Genomic DNA, 23,590 nt, shown 5'->3' on the forward strand with positions numbered 1-23,590 from the left:
CTATTTAATGCTTATAAATTGATTTCCAAAATAACAGGCAATACCATTGGGCGCTTTCCTGTCTCCTTCATCAAATACTTCGTAATCTTATCTCTTGCCTCTGCACGTACTGCCAGATTATCATAGCGTTTTTCTTTAACTGCTGCTATGATACACTCTTCCATCATATTTCCGACTTCCTTAATGATATAATCGGCATCTTTTAGGTAAATCAAACCTCTTGTTTGAACATCAGGACCATTGATAATTTCTTTATTTTTAAAGTTCACACCAACACCGACAATCATAACTCCATCAGTCGATAAAACTTCTCGATCCTTTAAAACCACACCGGTTACGTCCCAGTTTTCTTTTCCATCAATCAAAGTATCCTCTAACTCAATACGTTCAGATACCGAAGTAAGAATTTTATTTTCAAATACCGCTACCTGTCCGTTATCTAGCACTAATATACGATCAGCACCATATCCAACCTTCATTGCCAAATTCGCATTCATATATAAATGACGATATTCTCCCTTTACCGGAATATAATATTTCGGACGGAATAAATACATCATCATTTTTAAATCTTCACTCGATGGGTGCATGGATAATGCCTTCTTGGAATCCAAGGTAATCAGTTTACCTCCTTCGCGATAAATATTATTTTCCATGTTGTTATAATCTAGCTCCGTACCGGATACCACCGGTGATGCAATAATAATATTATCGCTTGTACGAAAGCTTATCTTAGCATCTTCCTTATTTGCAATATTCGATAATTTACGGAACAAGTTTTTTCCGCTGCCGCTAATGACAACCATAACATCTTCCATATCATTATGAAACGTTTTATCCGTTAATTCCATTTCCTTTGGAACTTGGTAATACTTTACCTGCTCTAAGTGCTTTAATAAATCACGTAAATCCTTATCATGGAAATAAATCTTGCGTTGATGCTTTTTAGCTAAATCAATAATTTCCATGACACGAAATAAAGAATCCGTATAACAAGATACGATAATTCTTGAGTTGCTTCTCTCAAATACCGGTTCGATTAAATTCGTAATGCGATGATTCGGTGCACTATGTCCATCACGCTCCACAGCCTGTGATTCACTCATTAAGCACAAAACACCCTTTTTACCGATTTCACTAAGCTCATTTAAATCACATAAATATTCATCTTTCAGCATATCGTAATCAACGATGTATTCACCAGTATATACGATATAGCCCTGACTGCTTCCAAAAGCAATTCCAAAGTTATCCGGAAACGAATGCGTCATCGGGAACGTACGAACTTCGATTCCATTTATTTTCTGGCGACTTACTCTTTTTAACCGATGAATTTTCGAACGCTTGATACCTTCCTTCTTCAATCGCTCATGAATAATATTAGCAGTCAAATTACCGGTATAAACCGGCGCATCAATCTGTTTTAATAAATATGGCAATGCCGCTGCAACATCATCGTGTGCATGGGTAATAAAAATCCCACCGATTCTATCCTTGTTATCAATTAAATATTGAAAATCAGGAATAATAAATTCAACACCCAGTTGATCGGATTCCGGAAACTTCATACCGGCTTCAACAACAAATATAACATCGTTAATTTCTAAAACTGTCATATTCTTTCCATTTTCATCTAATCCGCCAAGCGCAAAAATACGTACTTGATCCATATACTATACCTCCATTATTGTTATCATTATGATTGTTTATAAATGAACACCTTATGATACGTACAAAAACTATTCATATTATACCATTATCTATTATAAAATACACGAAAATGCAACTATTTTTAAGGGATTTCTTCTTTTTTATAAATTGTAATCGTTTTCGTTTATACCATATCAAAAAATGCATCATTACCTATGTCTTGAACAAATAAACAAGCAGAATTGAAAATAACACATTGCTATTCCAACCCTACTTGTTTTTCTTATAAGTTCAATTTATTCACATTGTTCCCCATCAAGAGAGAATGTCTTACAGCCAGTTATTTTCACAGTAACGATATCCCCTGCTTTAGCATCTTTCGCAACAAAATTAACAAGCTTATTCGTTTCCGTATAGCCGCTCATAATCTGATCGTTTTTCTTTGATGCTCCATCAACCAAAACACGGACTGTTTTTCCTAAATAAGCATCATTTTTCAACTTAGCATATTGATTCCATCGCTCATTTAAGCGTGCAAGACGATGTTGTTTGACCTCTAGGCTGACATTATCTGCCATACGCGCAGCCGGTGTGCCTTCTCTTGGTGAATAAATAAATGTAAAGGCATTGTCAAACTGACATTCATCTACCAAGCTTAACGTATTTTCAAACTGTTCTTCGCTCTCATTTGGAAAACCGATGATAATATCTGTCGAAATGGCACAATTTGGCATACGTTCTTTGATTTTATGGAACAAGGTCAAATACTGCTCTCTTGTGTATCGGCGTCCCATAATTTTCAATATCTCACTATCTCCACTCTGCACAGGAAGGTGAATGAATGGCATGATATTATCATAACGAGCAATCACATCAATCATTTCATCTGTAAAATCCCATGGGTGTGAAGTTGTGAAACGAATACGCTCAATTCCTATTTTGGCAGTTTCTTCTAAGAGACTCGCAAAACCACCGACAATACCCGCGTCCTTGCCATAGGAATTTACATTTTGTCCTAATAAGGTAACCTCTTTATAACCTTCCTCTTTCAAAATGCGTACTTCGTCCAAAATATCCTCCATAGCACGAGAGCGCTCCTTTCCTCTCGTATACGGAACAATACAATATGTACAGAATTTATCACAACCATACATGATATTCACCCATGCTTTATGCTTTCCAAAGCGGCGTACAGGTAGATTTTCAATAACCTCGCCTTCTTTAGACAGCACCTCGACAACACGTTTCCCCTCACTCATCACTTCATATAAAAGTTCTGGCAAGCGATGGATATTATGCGTACCGAAAATCAATTGCACATGACGATATTTTTCTAACAATAACGTTACAATTTCTTCCTCCTGTGCCATACAGCCACAAACTGCGAAAATCAAATCCGGCTTATCGCTTTTCAAACGCTTTAGGCTGCCCAATTCACCTAAAACCTTATCCTCGGCATTCTTACGTATCGCACATGTATTAAGTAATATAACATCAGCTTCAGACGGCTCACTACAAGGTGTAAACTGCATACTTTCCAAAATTCCGGCCAAAGTTTCACTATCGCGTTCATTTGCTTGACAGCCATAAGTTCGCAAATAATATTTCTTACCTTGCCCAATCATTTGAATATGTGGAGGTATGGCAAACAGCGCCTTTTCAATTACTGTTTGATGATGGCTTCTTTTTTGTGCTTCTTTTAAATCAGGCAATGCCCAACCCGGTTGTTTTTTTACCATATTCAAAAACTCCTATCTATCTTATAACATCTTTTGATGTAGTTTATCTAAAAAAACCAAGCATTGCTTGGTTTACTGAGAGATTGCTTCAACTGGGCAAGCAGAAATGCAAGACCCGCAGTCAATACAAGTTCCTTCATCACACTCAGATTTAGAATCAGCGTTCATTGATAAAGCGCCTACTGGACAAACTCCCACACATGCACCACAACCGATGCAAGTATCTGCATTTACTTTAACTGGCATTCTTATTCCTCCTTTTTTAAACACATTTATTATAACATAATGCTTCTCTGTTGCAAATATATACAAAGCAAATTCTATATGGAAAATCACATAGATATACGTTAGAAAATCCAATCTCTCTTTTTCTATTAAAGTTGACAGATAGCTTACCAAAACAGCTCGTTCCTATTTTACTTTTATATACACCTTATCAATTCACCTTTCACAACGATACTCTAAGCAAAAAAAGAAAGCCTGTATACCACAGACTCTCCCTTTCTTACCTAAGGTCGTATCTGAATACGCTCAATATGTGTTGCTTTGCCACTTGTATCATCAATATGTACAAATGCACCGCAAAGTATTCCTTCACCCTGTGCAATTTTAAACTTTGTTTTTTCATTGCTAGTAAAACGTGTCAAGATTTCTTCAACATCACGTCCAAGTACACTCTCATACGCTCCGCACATACCCAAATCCGTAATACCTGCAGTACCATTCACAATGCGTTCATCAGCAGTTTGCACATGTGTATGTGTTCCTACTACTGCTTGTACTCGACCGGCAAAAGCATACGTAAATGCAATTTTTTCACTTGTAGCCTCTGCATGTAAATCAACAAGATAATAATCGGCATCTACGCTATCTAAAATATCTTCCATGCAAAAGAACGGCGAATCTACGACATCATGCATCCAAATTTCTCCACACAAATTGCTGATAGCAACACGTTTTCCTTTTACCTCAATGACCGTTGTATGCTGACCATAGGCTAAAGGCTCCATATTGGCAGGACGCACTAAGCGCTCAGCATTATCAATGAATTGGAAAATATCATTTTTGCTAAAGGTATGATTACCCATAGTTATTACATCAATTCCCATATCTAGAAGCTGACGATAAATCTTTTGTGTAATTCCTTTTCCATGTGCGGAGTTTTCTCCATTAGCAACCACCAAATCAATCTCATATCGCTCTTTTAAAGAAGAGAGATGCTGACGTACAACATCTCTTCCACTCGCTCCCACGATATCTCCTAAAAATAAAATATTCATATTATCTAGCCAATTCACTGGCACGTGTTTCACGGATAACCGTTACTTTTATTTGTCCAGGATATGTTAATTCCGCTTCGATCTTATCACGAATATCGCGTGCTAACTTATGGCAGGCAAGATCGTCCATCTTGTCCGGCACTGCCATAACACGAACCTCGCGTCCTGCTTGAATTGCGTATGCTGATTCAACACCGTCAAATGATTTTGTGATCTTTTCCAAATCTTCCAAACGATTGATATAATTCTGTAAAGATTCATAACGTGCCCCTGGACGAGCAGCACTGATGGTATCCGCAGCAATCACCAAATTACTAATCAAGAATGCCGGTTCTACTTCACCATGGTGAGATTGGATTGCATTTAATACAACATCGCGCTCTCCATGCTTTTTACAGAATTTATAACCCAATTCAATATGGCTTCCCTCGACTTCAAAATCAAGAGCTTTACCGATATCATGAAGTAAGCCTGCTCGTTTGGCAAGCTGTTGGTTCAATCCTAGTTCCGCTGCCATCATTCCAGCAAGATGCGCAACCTCAACACTATGCTGCAACGCATTTTGACCATAAGAGAAACGATATTTCAAACGTCCGATCAAACGAATGATTTCACGATCGATTTTACCGATTCCAAGCTTGAATACCGTATCTTCACCGGTTTTCATGATATTGGCTTCCATTTCATTTTTGATCTTGTTTACCACTTCTTCAATACGACCCGGCTGAATGCGCCCGTCTTTAATCAATTGTTCAAGCGCAAGTCGGGCAATTTCGCGGCGAATCGGATCAAAACAAGAAACCGTAATCGTTTCCGGCGTATCATCAATAATTAAATCCACTCCGGTCGCCTGTTCGATTGCCTTAATATTACGTCCCTCACGTCCGATAATTCGTCCTTTCATTTCTTCGCTTGGTAGCGCTACAACAGAAACCGTACGGTCAACGGATTCATCACTGGCAATCCGTTGAATGCTCAACGCAACAATATTACGCGCTGTTTCATCTGCTTTCGCTTTTGCTTCTTCTTCACGTTCCTTGATATAGCTAACAAGCTCTTTATCCATTCGTTTTTCAGTGATCGCAAGCAATTCTTCCTTTGCTTCACTCGTTGTCATTGCCGCAATACGTTCAAGTTCTTCTACCTGTCCGTCGATTTTGGCTTGTAATACTTTGTCTTTTTCGTCTAGCATTGCCATTTTATCAGCTAATTGTGCATTTTTTAAATCAATTTGTTTTTCCTTGCTCGTAAGTGTTTCATCACGAAAATTTAAGTTGTCCTCACGACGCAACAGTTTATTTTCCATATCGGTAATTTCCTGTCTGCGTTCTTTGATTTCTTTTTCTGCTACAATTTTTAATTCGTGTGCCTGTGTACGTCCGTCTAGGACAGCCTGCTTCACAACAGAATCCGCCTTCGATTCCGCTTCTTTTAGAAGCAATGCGGCTTTTTGCTGATTTCTATTTAAACCTGCACGGGAAACAATCATCATGATTATAATTCCCACAGCAAGACCTGCCAATCCAGACAAAAAGATAATCAATGTATTTTCCATACATAATCCTCCATTCGTCTTTCCTTGAGATTTTTGTTCTCATGTATATATTGTATATGAAATTAGCGATTTTCTCAACAAAAATAAATATTTTACTCTAATTTTCAAAATCTGTTGTAAGCGTTTTTAAGTATACGATTATTGAAAAGCTGCCTCTTTGTTTTCTCTATATACGCACTGGTTCTTATTGATAGGCTTCATTTCCAGCCCAAACAAAAAGCAGCAACCCCAGTTACTGCCCTTTCTTTATTCCTCGACTTTATTCGTTGTTTTTTCTTTTAGCTTAGCCGCTAATTCTTCCATCAACTCCGGACGAGCCTTGATATAGTTCTTAGCAGCTTCCTTGCCTTGACCGATTTTCTCGCCATTATAAGAGAACCATGCGCCGCTTTTCATAACAATCTCATGATCAACACACAAGTCCAAAAGCTCCGCAACATAAGAAATGCCTTCCCCATACATGATTTCAATAGCCGCTGTCTTAAATGGTGGTGCAACCTTGTTTTTCACAACCTTCACATTCACCTTATTCCCAATGATTTCCGTGCCGTTTTTAATCGCCTCACTGCGACGAACATCTAAGCGTACAGATGAGTAAAATTTCAATGCACGTCCACCGGGAGTCGTCTCCGGATTACCAAACATTACCCCCACCTTTTCACGCAACTGATTGATAAAAATAGCCGTACACTCACTACGGTTCATAACACCGCTTAGCTTACGCATCGCCTTTGACATCATACGTGCCTGTGCACCGACCTGCATATCTCCCATTTCACCATCAAGCTCTGCTTGTGGAACAAGCGCAGCTACTGAGTCAACAACTACCAAATCAATAGCTCCGCTGCGTATTAACAAATCGGTGATTTCCAATCCCTGCTCACCGCTGTCCGGCTGAGATAAAATCAATTCATCAATATTAACACCGAGATTTTTCGCATAGTTAGGGTCAATCGCATTTTCCGCATCGATGAAGGCAGCACGTCCTCCCTGCTTTTGTACCTGCGCAATCGCATGCAAAGCAAGTGTTGTTTTACCGCTAGATTCCGGACCGTAAATTTCAATAATCCTTCCTTTAGGATATCCACCGATCCCCAATGCTTCATCAATTTTAATAGATCCAGATGAAATCGCATCAACCTCTACACCGCTGCGATCCCCTAATTTCATAATAGATCCTTTACCAAACTGCTTTTCAATTTTTTTTATCGCATCATCTAACAATGCGTTTTTTTCTTGATTTGCCTTTTCATTCACTTTTTCCATTGTGTACTCCTTTTTCCTTATTTAATATAGGATATCACATTTTCAGCCATGCGCTTTACGACCTCTTCACGAAGTCTGTTTCGCTCATAGGAAAGATGAAATTCGTAAGTTTTTAAGCCTTTTTCACCGGCAATACAGCAATAAACCAATCCGGCTTCTTTGCCTTCCATACAACCCGGTCCCGCATTTCCGGTAAACGATACACATAAATCGCTATGCATCAATTCTCTCGTATGAATTGCCATTGCTTGTGCACATTGGGCACTGATCACACCATATGTATCAATAATTTCCTTTTCAACATGCGCAACCTCTTCTTTAATATGATTTTGATAAGTTACCAAGGCACCCTGTAAAACACCGGAAGCTCCCGGCACTGCTGCAATTGCCGCGCTGAACATTCCTGCCGTTAAGCTTTCACAGCTTGAAATCGTTAAATTTCGACTTTTTAACAAAGCTACCAAGCTTTCCATTACATACTCTCCAATAAAATATCCTTCAGCTTCATAAAGTATTGCACACCACTGATCAAAGATACCGCAACCGCTGCCCATAACAAGATTTCATCAATCGGTATTGACAAAAAAACAAACGGTGCATTATGCAACAACAAAAAGATAATTGCAAACATCTGCAAAACGGTTTTCAATTTTCCCAAAAGACCAGCCGCAACCACCTTTCCGGCAGCACTAGCGTTCATACGCATTCCATCTACCATCGTATCACGCCAAATCATCAAAAGTGTCGCAATTACCGGAATCGTTCCATCTACTGCCAATAACACAAACATCGTATTTACTAAAAGCTTATCGGCGATCGGGTCGATAAATTTTCCAAATGATGTAATCAAATTACGTTTTCTAGCGATGCTTCCATCTAAAAAATCGGTAAACGAAGCAATCGCAAAAAGTGCCAACACCACAAGATCCTTAATAGGTACCTCTAGACTTACCTTAGAAACACTCCATACGGTATTGCCGAAATCGCAAAATAAATAGACGACAGCTATAACCGGAACCAATGCAATACGAAACAAAGATAGCTTATTCGGTACATTCATGACTTATCCTCCACCATGGTAAATTCTAAATTACAAGCACTATCACTGTTCATAATTGATTCATCTATATTCACAATCTTTCCGTTGATTTTTACTTGAATCTGATTGAACCACCCAAAATAAAGAGTCATCTTCATATTTTCTTTAGCTGTAATCTTCGTTTTAATCGTTTCCTTCCATTGATAAACTTTAGCAGCCGGATCGCTCAACACCTCTCCGTTTACGCTCATACTGAAAGCCGAGGAAGCATTACCAAAATAGATTTCAATATCCAATTCATCTCCTGCTTTTACATTTTCCACGGTATACTGCGATAGTCCTACCTTCGTAATTTCGATATCCTGCGTTTTTTTATCTTCTTTCTCCTCTGTAGGAGAGTCCTTTTTTTCATTTGTTTCCTGCTTATCGGCAATCGGCTGTTCCTTTTTTACCTCACTGTCCTTATCATCGGATTGCCCAAGTGTCCATAAACTGATTCCAACAACCAAAACAACTACCGCAGCAGCTCCTACAAACGATAATAGCGAAAAGTCAATCCGCTTATGAATTTTTTTATCTTTGTTTTGCTTGAAGCTTGTCCGGACATGTGCATGCTCCTGCGTATTTCTTACCTTCGTAAGCTTTTCGCTATGCGCAATATTCTTTTCCATTTCTTCATGATCCTTTAAAGCAGAAATAGATATAGTCTGTGTATAATCATCAATGCTATCACGAAGCAAATCCTTTATATCTTCATAATCCATGCCAACCGCTTCACAATAGGACTTCACAAAAAAACGCATATATGAAAGATCATCACGAAAAAACTCCATATTACCATCTTCCAATGCTTTAATATGTTTTTGTGTCAATCGTGTTTTTTCACATACATCATCTATACTCAGTCCTGCCTGCTCACGTTTTTCCTTTAACAACTTGCTAAAATCTTCCATGCTGCACCTCTTTTCGCACACGCATTCCAACACTATATCAAAGATAGTATGAACAATTGCATATTTACTATCATTATAACAACTAATATGTATTCTGTAAATTACTTCAACGGGATTTTATAAAGAAGTCAGACAGTAAAAAGTAAAAAAAGAAACACCCTTTGCGATGCTTCTTTTTTGATCACATTACATAAGCCATGTTCTGTGCTCATATATATGAGTGACAGTCATTTATCTACGTGCATGCACGTCCCACCGCCGTTTCGTTTCACTTTAGTGGATTCCCCTACCAAATTTGGGTTTCTCGCTTGCGGGGTTTACCCGTTCCATTCGTATCGTTTCCGATACGACTCGTTTCTGTGGCACTTTTACAGAGGTACACCATAACCGAAGTCTTAGGCTTCCCTCAGCCGTCAGCAATCAGCTGCCAGAACTTATGTATTCATTCTGCACAAACACTACGATCATCACAGATCGTGCGAGCATGGACTTTCCTCTAGCTTTATAGCCAGCGACTGTCTGTAATGTCAATTATTTACGGAATACTTCGTTTTCCAAACGGGTTAAGCGCTTCAAAATATCCAAATTCCCTTGGGTTTGTTCCTCGATATTGCCGTTTTTTCCTTCAAGCTCGACAATTTTAGCTTTTAACGCCATATTCGCCTGTTCATACTCCTGCAGACGTTTGCCCAAGCCTTCGATCATTTCATCATACTCCTGATAATCAGAAATAACCAAATCCAAAAACTCATCAACCTCATGAGAAGAATATCCTTTAAAATCAATATTAAACTGTTTATCCAACACCTCTTGAACAGTCAGCTTAAAGCGCTTTTCCATCATGAATCACCTTCCGCCTATTAGTTTCTCAAAAATCCTTTCAAAATGCAAGTACCTCCTTACGAAATCTTCATAAAATACAAACAATTTCGTAATCTATATAGAAATCATAAGCAAAATGCATTAAACTATAAAAGAACCAAAAAATCACAAAGGAGGAAATCACATGTCTGTAAAAAAAGCAAATGTGTCCAAACCCCAAACCAAGAAAAAAACTAAGCAGAAGCGCAGTCTGTTCCAAAAAATATTGATTGTCTTGATCACAGGCACGCTGCTTGTTGGTGTTTCCGGTTTTTTTATGCTTTCCAACATCATCGCCGATGTACTTCGCGATAATGCAGCCGATAGTATTATGAATCAGGAGCCAAGCCCTGTCTATGCAGATGACGGTACCACAAAAGCCGGTGAATTCGGCGGTATCAGTCGTGAAAATGTTACCTATGATCAAATACCGCAATCCGTTATTGATGCCTTTTTGGCAATCGAGGATTCCCGCTATTTTAAACATAACGGATTTGACTTGCCACGTTTTATTTCCAGTGCGATCACCAATTTACGCAGTGGTTCCTTAGCTCAGGGTGGATCAACACTAACCATGCAGCTGGTGGATAATGCCAAGATGAAACCGGTGGAAGAGGCTATGGCAAAGGAGGGAAAACATTTCAATACGATTGAAAAAATCGAACGCAAGGTGCAGGAAATCTATCTTTCCATGAAGCTCGAAACCGATTGGACAAAGGAGCTTATCATCACCAAATACTTAAACGAAATCAACTTTGGAGGTGGAGCTCTCGGTATTCAAAAGGCTGCACAGTATTATTTCGGTAAAGATGTAACAGCCTTAAATCTTTCGGAAAGCGCTTTTTTAGCAGGTGTCATCAATGCTCCCTACAACTTTAACCCCTATAACGGATACAGTGCTTATCTCGGCGATGAATCCAATGGCAAATACAATTTCTATGAAGCCGCTACTCAGCGTCGTGATGAAACCTTATATATGATGAAATATCATGGCTATATCAGCGAAACTGAATACGATTTGGCAAAATCAACCAAGCTTGCGTTTCAGTTAAACGATACAAGCGTTATCTCTGATAACGAAAAATACAAATATTATTTAACCCAAGTACAGCAAGAAGTTATCAATTTAACCGGTAAGGATCCGGCAACTACGCCTATGAAAATTTACACTTCCTTAAACATTGCGGCACAAGATGAGGCAAATAGCTTAGCATCTGGCAATGGAGTTACCTTACCAAACAACCAATATTATCAACTCGGTGGCGCAATGGTGAATAACACCAATGGTGAAATCATGGCTGTCATTGGCGGAAGAACCGATATTGATTCCGGTCTTGATACCGGTGAATTCCGTGATCGTTCCAAGGAGCCAAAGCAGCCCGGTTCTACTGCCAAGCCACTACTTGATTATGCAATGGCATTTGAGCATTTGGGTTGGTGCACGACTCGCGTTATGTCCGACGATGGGCCGTTTGCAATCGATTCTCAACATAAGGTAGCCAACTCTGATGGAAAATACTATGGCGATGTTTCCTTGGAAAGAGCCTTAGCCCAGTCATTAAACACGATTGCCCTACAAACGATGGACGAATATTTAAATCGTGAGGGTAAGGAATCGCAAATCGAATATCTGAAAAAGCTTGGCTTATCTGATACCACAGCCGAGGCCTTCGATATCCAATATGCTATCGGCGGCTCTAGTCTACAGCTTTCCCCTATCGAATTAGCTAGTGCTTATGCAATCTTTGGCAATGGAGGAAATTACCATAAGCCACACATGGTTCGTAAGGTTGTCATGGAAGATGGTACGACCTACGAAACCAAAACCGAGACAACAAAAGCACTATCCGAACAAGCAGCCTTTATGGTTTCCGACCTGTTGTATAAGGTTGTTAACGGCAGCTACAAAGGCTATAATTTATTGGGAATGGTCGATTTCTCTAGCTATCCTGTGTATGGAAAAACCGGTACTACTAACTGGAGCGATGAGGAAGCTGCAAAATATGGCGGTGCCATGAAAGACGAATGGACCGTTACGTACACGAGTGAATATACCGTAGCTACCTGGACCGGCTTCGATTACGGTGTAGCAGGTGGAAATACCAACATCAATGATTATCTCATGATGAATGTTAATACTCTGATTAATAAAGCATTGCTTGATAAATGTACAACAAGTAATGTGAAAAAAATCGCTCGTCCCAGCGGCATCAGTGAATACGGTGGCGGCTATATCAAAACCGAATTCTTAAAAAACGCTGCAAAAAATAACCCTAAAACAGTTGTAAACACAACAAACGAAACCCAAGAGCTGGAAAATCTTATCAAAACGATTGAAGCCTTAAATAGCGAAGAATATACTGCTGAAAGCTATGAAAGACTATTGCAGGCTTTGGAAAAAGCAAAAAGAGTGTTAGAAGATGACAGTGCGGATATGGACGATGTCAAGCAGGCACTCAGTGATTTGCAAGCTGCTTATAACAGCTTAGAGAAAAATGCTCCAAAGGTCGATAATAGCGCATTAAAAAATTTGATTGAAACAGCCAAAACATACGTTGATACCTCTAAATATAACGCAGCACAGGTCGATGCTTTACAAAAGGCTATCAGCAACGGAATTCAATTAGCTGCTAACAGCAATGCGACCCAAGCTGAAATCGATGCTGCTGTCAATGCAATCAATATTGCTATTCAAGACTGCATAAATAATCCATTACCATCGAACCCTGAAGAGCTTCCCAACCCAGACACTCCCGAATCAGAGGATTCTGATGATTAACTAAACGACCTTTTTCAAGCAAAGCTTCCCTTATTTCGTTGAATCAAACTGCCCCTGATAAAACAGATACTGCTATAAGCGTTTTGTTTTACAGGGGCTTTTTCGATAAAAATGCTTTATTTAGCGTATTTTACAATCGTAAAGATTTCACTCTTTATATGGAAATCATTACTAATTTTGTATATAATAAAAGATGGTGATATATGTGATTGGATATCCAAATAAAAAACAAACTGCGCAGCCGATAGCTTCGCAAATGCACAGTTATAGCGGTCGAGGAATGTCGCTTGAGCATGATTTAAACCTCAGTAACACCTACTATAACGAATGCAGCCGCGCTTTAATCCATAAAAAACCTACACCTATTCAGGTCGTTCGGGTAGATTATCCGGAACGCAGTGCTGCTAAAATCGTAGAAGCCTATTACAAAACACCTTCTACAACGGATTACAATGGAATTTATCGAGGGAGAGCCATTGATTTTGAAGCAAAGGAAACACGTTCAAAAACCTCTTTCCCTTTCAAAAGTATCCACCCACATCAAATACTGCATCTCAAACGCGTATTACATCAAAAGGGAATCGGCTTTTTTATTATTCGCTTTACAAGCTATGACGAAACCTTTCTGATTGATGCCAACACCATTATCACAATGTATGAAAGCGAAAAGCGTAAATCCATTTCCTATGATACGGTCAAAAGCTGCGGCGTTCTCATACAACAAGGACTTACACCGCGATTAAAATATTTAGATGCTGTTGATCAGGTGTATTTCAAGGAGGAAGACAAATGAATTTCAAAAAGACAACTTCCAAGCAAACGGAAAAAAAAGCAAAGAAAGCAATCAAACATAAAAAACGCAGATTGAGCGTTCTCGATCGTATAGTGATCGTATTTTTAACAATCGCGCTGTTATGTGGTGCAGGCGGACTGTCTGTAATCGGATATATTATAGCTACCACAGATACGGATAATCTAATTTCGCAAATGAACAATACCGAACCATCTACTTTCTTAGATCAAAACGGTGAAGAATTTGCTGAACTTGGATTAGAAAGTCGTGAAAATGTAAGCTACCAACAAGTACCTCAATCAGTCATCGATGCTTTTTTAGCGATTGAGGACTCACGTTTCTATAAGCACAACGGATTTGATTTACCACGCTTTATCTCAAGTGCTCTTACAAATCTTAAAAGCGGATCATTAGCACAGGGAGGCTCTACGCTAACCATGCAGACGATTGATAATTTCTTTATCAAGAAACAGGAGCAGGAATTGGAAGAACAGGGAATCCAACAAAATACGCTGCAAAAGATTGAAAGTAAAATGCGTGAAATTTATATGAGTATGCGAATTGAACAGGAACTATCGAAGGCGGAAATCATGGAACGCTATTTAAACCAAATCAATTTCGGAAACAAAGCCCGTGGTATTCAGCGTGGTGCACAATATTTCTTTGGCAAAGATGTTGAAGATCTAAACTTAAGCGAGGCTGCTTATTTAGCCGGCTGCATTAACGCCCCAAATACCTTTAACCCTTATAATGGATATAGCTCTTCCGGAATAGGAATCGGTAACTTTTCAAAACTAACGACTGTTATCTCGACCTATTCTCAGTTATCCTCTGACGGTTATACGCAAGAAAGCTGGAATGCCTTTGTCCAAGCTCTTGATCGCGCCAAGCGCTTGGCAGAAAAGGAAAGTGAATCACAGGCTACCTACGCTGATGGTTTAGCTGCCCTTCAAGCTGCTTACGAAGGCTTAGCAAAGAGCGATGCTTCTGCTGATCTTGTTCGTTTGCAGCAATCCGTTAATATGTATGCTACCTTCACAAACAATGCCGGCAGCTCCTTTAGTGATGAAAGTTGGCAGACCTATGCAATTGCCAGTGAAGAAGCAAATCAGCTTGTTGTAGATAACAGCACCAATCAAGAAGCTGTAACAGCAGCTTTAAAAAAGTTAAACCACGCCTTTACTGCTCTTTCACCGATAAAATTCAACTACTATGAGGCGGCTACGAAACGTCGTGATGAAACACTATATATGATGAAATATCATGGCTATATCAGCCAAACCGAGTATGAGTTGGCAAAATCAACCCAATTGGCTTTCCAAGTAGTCGGTGAAAGTGCTAGTGCACAGGATCCTTATGATAATTATTTAAAGGCTGTAACCAAAGAGGTTATGGAATTAACGGGCTTAGATCCGGCAACCACACCGATGGTCGTTCATACCTATCTTGATAAAGAAGCACAGCTTGCTGCAAATGAAGCAGCCGAGGGTAAAGTAGTATCCTTGGATACTAACAAAAATTATCAAATTGCGACTTCGGTCATTGATAATAAAACAGGAGGCATTGTTGCCATGATTCCAGGACGCAGCGACTATGAAAGCGAATTTTATCGCAATCGTGCCGATGATCAAGAACGTATGCCGGGATCCAGTGTAAAACCGATTTTCGATTATGCTTACGCCCTTGACCATCTAGGCTATTGTACATCTCGTGTATACAATGATAAAAAAATGACCGTTGATGGAACCGTTATTCGAAATTCAGACGGTAAATACTATGGCAAGGTTTCCATGGAACGCGCACTTGCTCAATCACTCAACACCCCTGCTATGAAAACCATGGAGGATATCCTAAATCGTGGTTACGAGCAAGATATGAAGGAATATTTGCAAAAACTTGGTTTCAGCAAAGAACAAGCCGACCAATTCAATATTCGATATGCGTTAGGTGGCTCCTTATCAACTTCCCCTCGACAAATGGCAGGTGCGTTTTCAGCATTAGCCAATCAGGGAATTGTAAAAGAAACACATTATGTACGCTCCATCGAATTTAAAGACGGAAAGAAGGATCCAATCACTGTTACACCGAAAGAAACACAAGCAATGTCTCCACAAGCAGCTTACATGACCAGTGAGCTGTTATATAAGGCTGTTCATGGCAAATATCAAGGCTGGAATTTGATGGGTCGTCTTGGTTGGAGCATTCCGGTATATGGAAAGACCGGTACTAGTGATTGGGCTAGCGATGGCTTGGATCGCGGTATTCCGGAAACTGCTATGCGTGATGAATGGATGATAAATTACACCAGTGAATATACGATTGCAACATGGTCGGGATTTGATCAGGAAGTTGCTGATGGAAACAACTATGTTACCGAACAGCTGCTGTTAGAGAATATTCCCGGTTGGATCAATAAACACATTTTAGAAACCATTTCCAAAAACCCTCAGAAAATTCAAAATCCGGGTGGTATAGCTTCTTACGGTGGTGGTATGATCAAGCAGGAATTCTTAAAAGATGCTGCAAAAAACAACCCGATGACAGAAGCAAATCAAACACAGGAAATGGATAAGCTACAAGCCTTGTATGATCAGGTAAAAGGATATCAGGCGGCTGATTATACAGCGGAAAGTTTCGCTGCTTTCCAAAGTGTTTTAGAAGAAGTTGCTAGAATGCTTGATGAAGATACTGCTAGCGATGATGAGGTTTATGCCGCTATCACAAAACTACAAAATGCAGTAAATAATCTTGTAAAAACCGTTCATAAAGATACACTTCTTTCTGTTATCAATCAAGCTGCTGCTTTAAATCCAAACGAATATACTGCCGATAGCTATCGTTTCTTGGCTTCTGTTGTAGAAGAAGCCCGTGAGATTTATCAAAATCCTAACGCTTCTCAAGCAGAAATCAACAGTGCGGTCAATCAAGTACAAAATGCAATTCAAGCACTTGTAAAGAAATCCTCACAAGCAAGCAAAGGTGCACTTGCAAATGCTATCAATATCGCTCGCAGAAAAGCAGCGGAATGGAGCGTAAGCGATCCTAATCGGGCAAACCGATTAAGGCAGTTGATTGCCTCCGCCCAGTCTGTTTACAACAACCCCAATGCTTCTCAAGCAGAGGTTGATGCACAAACCAATGCATTATATGCAGCAATGTAATGAAAGAAGATCATTTCAAAGTTCTTACTTGCTTTGAAATAGACATAAAAAACGGAGTTTCCGCTATGGTTATATGAAATGACCATAAAAGAAATCTCCGTTTTTTTACTTTCTCATCACTTTTTCTTATTGCTTTTATACGTATCAAGCTTATCCTTTTTGCATATAGATACAAACGGACAGCCTTCACAATGTGGGTTTTTGGCAGTACAATAATACCTTCCGAAAAAGATAAATAAATGATGTGCTTTATTCCATCTCTCTTTACGTATCTTACGCTTCAGCTTTTTTTCAACAGTTTCCACATTATCATAAACCTTTGCAAGTCCAAGACGTTTACTAATTCGTTCCACATGGGTATCAACGGCGATTGCCGGAATATCAAAACATACACTCTGAACCACATTAGCCGTCTTACGTCCTACCCCTGCTAAGCTTGTTAAATCCTTATGAGCATGAGGTACCTCACTATGAAATCTCTCCACCAATGCTTTACTAAGCGCTTGTACGGATTTTGCTTTATTACGATACAAGCCGATTCGCTTAATACAAGCTTCAATATCCTCAAGACTTGCATTTGCCATTGCTTCCGGTGTCGGAAACTTTGCAAATAATCCGGGAGTAACCTTATTTACTGCCTCATCAGTTGTTTGCGCAGACAATACAACTGCCACTAGTAGCTCAAAAGGATTTTTATGAATCAGCTCACAATGAGCATCGGGAAACATCGCTTCTAAAATATCCAAAATTTCATCTGTATGCATCAGCGCTCTCCCCTTTCATAATCTTCAGCGCTAAACCCTCTGCGCTTCCAATCCAAAAGAATACGATCAATATAATCGAAGCTACGCTTGTTTTTCGTCATTGCTTCACGTAAGGCATAAACAATTAGTGTTTGATCATATTCCATTGTCCATTGCGATAACAGCTCTACCTCCATTTGAGAAAGCGGACGTGCAAAATCATCTTCAAATACCTCAAATAAAGATAAATCAAAACTACTTGTTTCTTTTTCATCGGCAAAGATTCCATCAATGCAAAACTGAACCTCACCATGATTTGTTTCAATACTTACATATCCCTTAGCACCTAGACGCGCTAGCAAATCATCAACCTGATCCATATCCAACTTCAATTTATTGGCTAATACGCCATGATGAACAGGCATATCATGTTCATTAAAAAAATCAATAAGCAAGATCGTCATAGCTTCTTCACTACTAAGTGATAGATCTTCCAAATGATCTAGGATCCATGCTCGTCGATCAATAAATCGCTCTCTCCACCATTTTTCCATTATACATCTCCGTCCTTTAAATAATAAACCTCTTTTAAAGTATCATAATCCAAAAGAATTAAGCCCTTATCACATTCCACAACATAAACCGGATTATCATATCCATAACCAAGTGATACCTCTATATGCTTGGCATGATAACGCTCTTCCACAGTCCTCTCAACCTTTTCAAAATCCTTCGTTTTCAGCTTGCGTGTAACAATATCCTCACCTAGTTCATTAAACCAAACAATATTCTTGTCGTTTTCTCCGACATAGACCGTATAGTAGAATACATGCCGTTGAATATTTTTTATACCACGATAATTCTTCATTATGGTTGTTTCTATTTTACGTATATCATCTTCATATTTTCTTTGAGGACCACTAATAAACATTCCGGTTTCTACAAAAAACACAACGCCCAATACTATCAAAAGTAAAACCGTAATTAAAATGGATTTGTAATTGATTTTCATTCACTTACCTCCAATGCTTTCATTATACATTATTTTATGATGCGCGTAAAATAAAAGATGCATTTAGCATCTTATCGAAACAATTCCTTACATAATGCCGCACTTCGTTCACTTGCCTTTTGAGCATATTCGCAAAAGTCCATGTGCGAGTTCTCCTTTACCGCAACATCAGATAACGAGCGCATAACAACAAAAGGCTTATGATAGTGCGTGCATACCTGAGCAATCGCACCAGCTTCCATTTCTGCACAAACAGATTGTGGAAACTTGGTTAAGATCATTTGCAGCTGATCATTTCTAGCCACAAATTGATCCCCACTAGCAATTAAGCCGCAATGCACCTTCACTTTCAAGTGCTCCAACGCTTGCTGACAACGCTCAAGAAGCTCTTGATTTGCATCAAAATACAATCCGATTCCTTCTTCTCCATCAACCGCACTAGTATCCATATCATACTGAACAACACGCTCACTTACAACCGCATCTAAAATATCCTGTTCTTCTCGTAAACCACCGGCAGTTCCGATATTGATAACCGCATCAATTGGATAATTCTCCATAAGAATGGTCGTTGCCATTGCGGCATTGCCCTTTCCTACACCGCTTTTCATAACGAGAAGCTCTTTATCATAGATACTTCCCTCATAAAAATCAATTCCTGAATGTGTATGCTTGCATACCCTATCCATAATTTCCGTAATGGCTGTTACCTCTAAATCCATGGCTGCTATTACTGCAATCATTCTTACTTCCTCCTACAAATATAAAACTGCTTTTCTCCTTCACAAATTCCTTTGTGTATAAAATCCGTATAAATACTTACTTCAAAGCCTACCTGTCGCAAAGCCGCTAAAATATACTTTGGTTCATATACGCGTTGAATATGCTGTTCCAAATCCATAGTTCCATCAGGATAGTAAAAAGCAAAATTTTGATAGATACGATCCTCTTCACTTTGAATCGTCCATTGAATATCTACATCATAGGCATGCCCTGCTTCATTATATTCTTCAGTAAACTCTGCTAATCGATCCATGGAGTGCATATCCACAACAAAGCAGCCATCACTTTTTAAATGGTCATACACATCTTGAAACAGCTGTTCTACCTCACTATTTTTTAATAGGTAATTAAAGCTATCACACAAGCATAAAATACCGTCATAGCATTCCTGCATAGCCATATTACGCATATCCATAACGTTCCACTCCACAATGTCGGCACCCGGCTTCTGCTTTGCTACCTTGATCATCTCTGCTGACAAATCACTGGCATGCATCTCATAGCCTTTTTTCGCAAGGGCAATCGTAATTTCTCCGCTGCCACATGCCAATTCCAGCACCTTTCCCTTTTTCACATGCTGCTCGATAAACGCAACCCAAGCCATGCTGGCATCTTCATCTTTTACCAATGCATCGTAATAATGAGCCAATGTCCCATACATCATAGAGTGAAATCCTCACAAGGCAAGTCCGCATATAGCTTCTCCAATTGGAAATGCTTCCGCTCTTCCTCTAAAAATACATGAACAACAACGCTGTCCAAATCTACCAATACCCAACGGGAATCATGATTTCCCTCCATTGAACGTACAGGATATCCGTATTCACGTGCCCGCTCCTTTACATTTTGTGCAATGGCATGAACCTGACGAATATTTCCGGCACTGCAAAGTATCACATTATCAATAAAGGGATTTAAGGAACGAAAATCATATTTGATTACATGCTCTCCCTTTTTCTCATCAATGGCTTTTTTTATTACATCTAATAATTCCATAAGCTATCCTTTCCGCTCTTTTTCCAAATATTCTTCCTGTTGTTTTTTCACAAGCTCATAGCCGATCTTTAAATCCTTCCTACATACCGCAATCTCCTTACTTGAGTCATACCCACGCGAAGGATCTAGCTTATCTGCAACGAAGAGAATACGATCATAATCTGTACGATTTCTTCCCTTCACATGATGAAAGACCGCCTGCCCAATATGCTTATCGTAAATAGCATACTGTGTCCGTATATAATGCGCCCCGATATACCCATGCCAAATCGCACGCGCTTCCTGTTGAAGCTGTGGATAATAATATTTCATTTCCACAGCTGCGGATTCATAAGGCAGCTCCTTGCATACATCATGCACCAATCCCATCAAATATGCCGTATGCTCATCTAAATGATGTGCCTTAGCTAGTTCAACACATAGTCTTGCTACACTTACACTATGTCGATATCGCTTTTCACTCATGACATTCTGTACCATGCCTTCTATATACAAACCTTTTTTTCCGATATACATGCGTACCGATTTGGGAAGCATATACAGCTTCTTACCCTGTCGTATTTCTTGACTGGAAACATCGTATAGTTCCATAGCGACTTTATGAAAATCATTTGGTGCTTCAATTTCTTCGCTACCGCGTGAAAACACATAAAAGTCGATTTCTTGTTTCAATTCTTCACTGCTTTTCCAATCCGGGAAACGAATTGCCTGATCCATACCGATAAGCCAACAAAATTCATGCATCGGATATTGCTTTTTTAATCTTTTTACGGTATCTATCGTATAAGAGGTTCCACCCAGCTGCTGTTCCAAGGTACATACCTTCATACGTCGATAGCCATAAATCGCACGCTTTATCATAAAACAGCGATCTGCAAAAGAGGCTTGCTGTCCCTGCTTTAACGGAGTGCTGAAGGTCGGCATGAACCAAACCTCATCAATCGCTAACTTCTTCAAGGCTGTTTTCGCAATTTGCAAATGTCCGAGATGAATCGGATCAAAGCTGCCTCCCAATATAGCAATTCGCATATTATATCTCCAACTTGTTTTTCTTACTGCGGCGATACAATATAACCGTATGTCCGATGATTTGCACAACCTCGCTATGCGTTGCTGCCGAAAGTTCGATTGCCGCCTCATTCGGAGTGATCGGACATGTTTTTAATAGTGATAGTTTCACCAATTCATGAGCTTCTAAAGAATCTTGCAGCGTTTTAATCAAATTCTCGCTAATTGCATCTTTTCCTATTTGAAACAATGCTTTTCTTGTCTGCGCAATACCACGCAATTCACTTTTTTGTTTACCTGTTAACATCTTATATCATTGCCTTTCTAAATGTTACATTACCGTTTTTTGGTACATATACAACAATCTCATCAAGTTTTCCGCTGATACAAAACCAACCTAGACCATGTATCACCACATCAAGCTTTCCATCAACACCATGATGTTCAAAGCGCTGCTGCTCCTCTAAACTAGCAATGGTCGGTGAAAGCATTTCTGCGTAATGCTTCTTCCAAAGCTCCTCAGCCTTTGGCTGCTTCGAGCGATGCAGCTTTAGATTTTCGCTGAAATAAGCGACACAGCTTACCTGTTCACAGCCGATAAGATCCAAGCGCACCAAACCGCCTAAAGACATCGTAGAAGCTTCGTATAGCTGATATACTCGAGGCTTTAGTGGCTTTAAAGGAATGACTTGCTTCAATAAACGATCATCGACATGCGTCAATAAAGAATCCTCGCGTGTAAGTCCGGGAGTATCGTATAAAAGATAATCGTGATGCAAAATCGCATTGACATCTAAGGTTGTTCCCGGGTGGCGGGAGGTCGTTAGCTGACGACTATCACACATCGCATTCAGCAGGGTACTTTTTCCGGCATTTGCCATTCCCATGACCACTACATCACGTCCCTTTCGATAGTAATCAATGGCTTGCTCTACCTGTTCGATACTATCATTATATTCTTCATGTGCATGCTTTGCCAAATCACCGCAAATCACAATGCCCGAAACAACGATTCCCAATTCTTTTAAACGAGATAGAATAAACTTCCCTAGTTTTTCATTCCCCAAGGTTGCCGGTAAAAGATCGCGCTTGGTCGCTACCAAAACAATATCCTTTCCCAACAAATGACGGTTGATGCCATGAAGCATATTTGCCTCAAAATCAAAGACATCAACTACCCAAAGTACCAAAGCATTCATAGCTTGAATTTTTTGAAGTACCTCATAGCTGTCAATTCCCTGCTTCATTGAAATCGTTACATCGTCATAGTGAATGATACGAAAGCACCGCTGACACAAATCCGCATCTTTTTTTGGTGTATAGCCAAGTGCCTTAGCATCTTCACTTTGTAAGACAACCCCACACCCCTTGCATTTTCTAGTCATCAAATTCTCCTTTCGTCAAACGTCCGCTAAGCTTCAGCAAACGAAAAATAATAGCTTCGAAAAACCGATTAAATTTTGTAAAGGATAAATCCCGTTCTACTACCGGTGCACTTAAAATCGTATAAAAACCCATTAGATTTGCACCGAGCATATCCGTTAAAAGCTGATCGCCGAGTACCGCCACTTCCTGCTTGGAAAGCGCAAAATCTTTTACTATTCTACGATATGTTTTCGGCAGAGGCTTCATCGCAAAAGAATAGCCTGCTACATCAAGTTCACTTACAAAGCGCTGCACTCGCTCTTCCACATTATTGCTGATGAACACGATACGTATTCCCGCATTTTTCATACTTTCAACAAAGGTATGCACGTCTCTATCCGGCAGAGGTTCATCGTGTGCCACCATCGTATTATCAATATCGCACAAAAGCATGGTAATTCCATGCTCCTTCAAATAGCTTGCGGTTAATGCACGATAGCTATGTATATAATAATTCGGACAAAATAGCTTTAACATAGACATCTCCTTTTACAGCACACATAGTGTAACATATTTTTAAGCTGCTTAAAAGCATGTATAGAAACAT

The 23,590-nt window shown here is 39.5% G+C and carries 23 protein-coding genes and 1 other RNA gene; 3 read left to right on the forward strand and 21 right to left on the reverse strand.

All coding sequences use genetic code 11. The features are described 5' to 3' along the window. Positions 1-11: 11 nt before the first annotated feature. From EUBDOL_RS06075 to EUBDOL_RS06125, 11 genes are all read right to left on the reverse strand, one after another. Positions 12-1,670: a ribonuclease J gene (locus tag EUBDOL_RS06075; RefSeq protein WP_004799644.1), complete on the reverse strand. Its 1,659-nt coding sequence runs from the start codon at positions 1,668-1,670 to the stop codon at positions 12-14. A gap of 276 nt (positions 1,671-1,946) precedes the next feature. Continuing rightward, positions 1,947-3,389 (reverse strand): tRNA (N6-isopentenyl adenosine(37)-C2)-methylthiotransferase MiaB, encoded by a 1,443-nt coding sequence (miaB, locus tag EUBDOL_RS06080; protein ID WP_004799646.1) that lies wholly within the window; start codon positions 3,387-3,389, stop codon positions 1,947-1,949. 72 nt (positions 3,390-3,461) lie between these two features. Continuing rightward, positions 3,462-3,635, reverse strand: a complete 174-nt coding sequence (locus tag EUBDOL_RS06085) for a 4Fe-4S binding protein (RefSeq protein WP_040463282.1) — start codon at positions 3,633-3,635, stop codon at positions 3,462-3,464. A gap of 263 nt (positions 3,636-3,898) precedes the next feature. Then, positions 3,899-4,669 carry a TIGR00282 family metallophosphoesterase gene (locus EUBDOL_RS06090; RefSeq protein ID WP_040463284.1) on the reverse strand — a complete coding sequence of 257 codons (771 nt, stop codon included), beginning with the start codon at positions 4,667-4,669 and terminating at the stop codon, positions 3,899-3,901. A gap of 1 nt (position 4,670) precedes the next feature. Further along, complete coding sequence (rny, locus tag EUBDOL_RS06095) at positions 4,671-6,224, reverse strand: ribonuclease Y (protein ID WP_004799653.1); 1,554 nt, start codon at positions 6,222-6,224, stop codon at positions 4,671-4,673. 246 nt (positions 6,225-6,470) lie between these two features. Continuing rightward, a complete protein-coding gene (gene recA / locus EUBDOL_RS06100; protein ID WP_004799655.1) occupies positions 6,471-7,490 on the reverse strand; it encodes a recombinase RecA in 1,020 nt (339 codons plus the stop codon). A 17-nt stretch (positions 7,491-7,507) separates the two neighbouring features. Further along, positions 7,508-7,963, reverse strand: coding sequence for a CinA family protein (locus EUBDOL_RS06105; RefSeq protein WP_004799657.1), 456 nt, complete (start codon positions 7,961-7,963; stop codon positions 7,508-7,510). After that, a complete protein-coding gene (gene pgsA / locus EUBDOL_RS06110; protein ID WP_004799658.1) occupies positions 7,963-8,550 on the reverse strand; it encodes a CDP-diacylglycerol--glycerol-3-phosphate 3-phosphatidyltransferase in 588 nt (195 codons plus the stop codon). The genes EUBDOL_RS06105 and pgsA overlap by 1 nt, the downstream gene beginning before the upstream one ends. Further along, complete coding sequence (locus EUBDOL_RS06115) at positions 8,547-9,482, reverse strand: helix-turn-helix domain-containing protein (protein WP_004799660.1); 936 nt, start codon at positions 9,480-9,482, stop codon at positions 8,547-8,549. Before EUBDOL_RS06115 ends, pgsA begins: the two co-directional genes overlap by 4 nt. A gap of 187 nt (positions 9,483-9,669) precedes the next feature. Further along, an RNA gene (gene rnpB / locus EUBDOL_RS11240) (RNase P RNA component class B) lies at positions 9,670-10,009 on the reverse strand. A gap of 4 nt (positions 10,010-10,013) precedes the next feature. Then, positions 10,014-10,322, reverse strand: coding sequence for a DivIVA domain-containing protein (locus EUBDOL_RS06125; protein ID WP_040463290.1), 309 nt, complete (start codon positions 10,320-10,322; stop codon positions 10,014-10,016). A gap of 166 nt (positions 10,323-10,488) precedes the next feature. Here EUBDOL_RS06125 and EUBDOL_RS06130 point away from each other — a divergent pair, with 166 nt between their 5' ends. The 3 genes from EUBDOL_RS06130 (at position 10,489) to EUBDOL_RS10985 (ending at position 17,076) form a co-directional block, all read left to right on the forward strand. After that, entirely contained in the window at positions 10,489-13,122 is a 2,634-nt protein-coding gene (locus EUBDOL_RS06130) for a transglycosylase domain-containing protein (protein ID WP_004799663.1), read from the forward strand. A 205-nt stretch (positions 13,123-13,327) separates the two neighbouring features. Continuing rightward, positions 13,328-13,915: a Holliday junction resolvase RecU gene (recU, locus tag EUBDOL_RS06135; RefSeq protein WP_040463293.1), complete on the forward strand. Its 588-nt coding sequence runs from the start codon at positions 13,328-13,330 to the stop codon at positions 13,913-13,915. Then, entirely contained in the window at positions 13,912-17,076 is a 3,165-nt protein-coding gene (locus EUBDOL_RS10985; RefSeq protein ID WP_004799668.1) for a transglycosylase domain-containing protein, read from the forward strand. Before recU ends, EUBDOL_RS10985 begins: the two co-directional genes overlap by 4 nt. A gap of 116 nt (positions 17,077-17,192) precedes the next feature. Here EUBDOL_RS10985 and nth read toward each other — a convergent pair whose 3' ends face one another. The 10 genes from nth to EUBDOL_RS06195 form a co-directional block, all read right to left on the reverse strand. After that, on the reverse strand, positions 17,193-17,840 hold the full coding sequence (gene nth / locus EUBDOL_RS06150) for an endonuclease III (protein WP_004799670.1): 648 nt from the start codon (positions 17,838-17,840) through the stop codon (positions 17,193-17,195). Then, a complete protein-coding gene (locus EUBDOL_RS06155) occupies positions 17,840-18,373 on the reverse strand; it encodes a DnaD domain-containing protein (RefSeq protein WP_004799672.1) in 534 nt (177 codons plus the stop codon). The genes nth and EUBDOL_RS06155 overlap by 1 nt, the downstream gene beginning before the upstream one ends. Further along, on the reverse strand, positions 18,373-18,831 hold the full coding sequence (locus EUBDOL_RS06160; protein ID WP_004799673.1) for a hypothetical protein: 459 nt from the start codon (positions 18,829-18,831) through the stop codon (positions 18,373-18,375). The genes EUBDOL_RS06155 and EUBDOL_RS06160 overlap by 1 nt, the downstream gene beginning before the upstream one ends. Before the next feature lie 71 nt (positions 18,832-18,902). Then, entirely contained in the window at positions 18,903-19,574 is a 672-nt protein-coding gene (locus EUBDOL_RS06165; RefSeq protein WP_004799674.1) for a 5'-methylthioadenosine/adenosylhomocysteine nucleosidase, read from the reverse strand. 2 nt (positions 19,575-19,576) lie between these two features. Then, positions 19,577-20,278 carry a class I SAM-dependent DNA methyltransferase gene (locus EUBDOL_RS06170; RefSeq protein ID WP_004799676.1) on the reverse strand — a complete coding sequence of 234 codons (702 nt, stop codon included), beginning with the start codon at positions 20,276-20,278 and terminating at the stop codon, positions 19,577-19,579. Continuing rightward, complete coding sequence (gene rsfS, locus EUBDOL_RS06175) at positions 20,275-20,610, reverse strand: ribosome silencing factor (protein WP_004799678.1); 336 nt, start codon at positions 20,608-20,610, stop codon at positions 20,275-20,277. The genes EUBDOL_RS06170 and rsfS overlap by 4 nt, the downstream gene beginning before the upstream one ends. Positions 20,611-20,613: 3 nt before the next feature. Continuing rightward, complete coding sequence (nadD, locus tag EUBDOL_RS06180) at positions 20,614-21,639, reverse strand: nicotinate (nicotinamide) nucleotide adenylyltransferase (protein WP_004799679.1); 1,026 nt, start codon at positions 21,637-21,639, stop codon at positions 20,614-20,616. A 1-nt stretch (position 21,640) separates the two neighbouring features. Then, a complete protein-coding gene (locus tag EUBDOL_RS06185) occupies positions 21,641-21,925 on the reverse strand; it encodes a YhbY family RNA-binding protein (protein WP_004799681.1) in 285 nt (94 codons plus the stop codon). A gap of 1 nt (position 21,926) precedes the next feature. Next, on the reverse strand, positions 21,927-23,003 hold the full coding sequence (locus tag EUBDOL_RS06190) for a GTPase (protein WP_004799682.1): 1,077 nt from the start codon (positions 23,001-23,003) through the stop codon (positions 21,927-21,929). Then, positions 22,996-23,520 (reverse strand): YqeG family HAD IIIA-type phosphatase, encoded by a 525-nt coding sequence (locus tag EUBDOL_RS06195; protein ID WP_022419741.1) that lies wholly within the window; start codon positions 23,518-23,520, stop codon positions 22,996-22,998. The genes EUBDOL_RS06190 and EUBDOL_RS06195 overlap by 8 nt, the downstream gene beginning before the upstream one ends. Between the last annotated feature and the right edge of the window lie 70 nt (positions 23,521-23,590).

The organism is Amedibacillus dolichus DSM 3991, from assembly GCF_000154285.1.
Lineage (GTDB): Bacteria > Bacillota_I > Bacilli_A > Erysipelotrichales > Erysipelotrichaceae > Amedibacillus > Amedibacillus dolichus.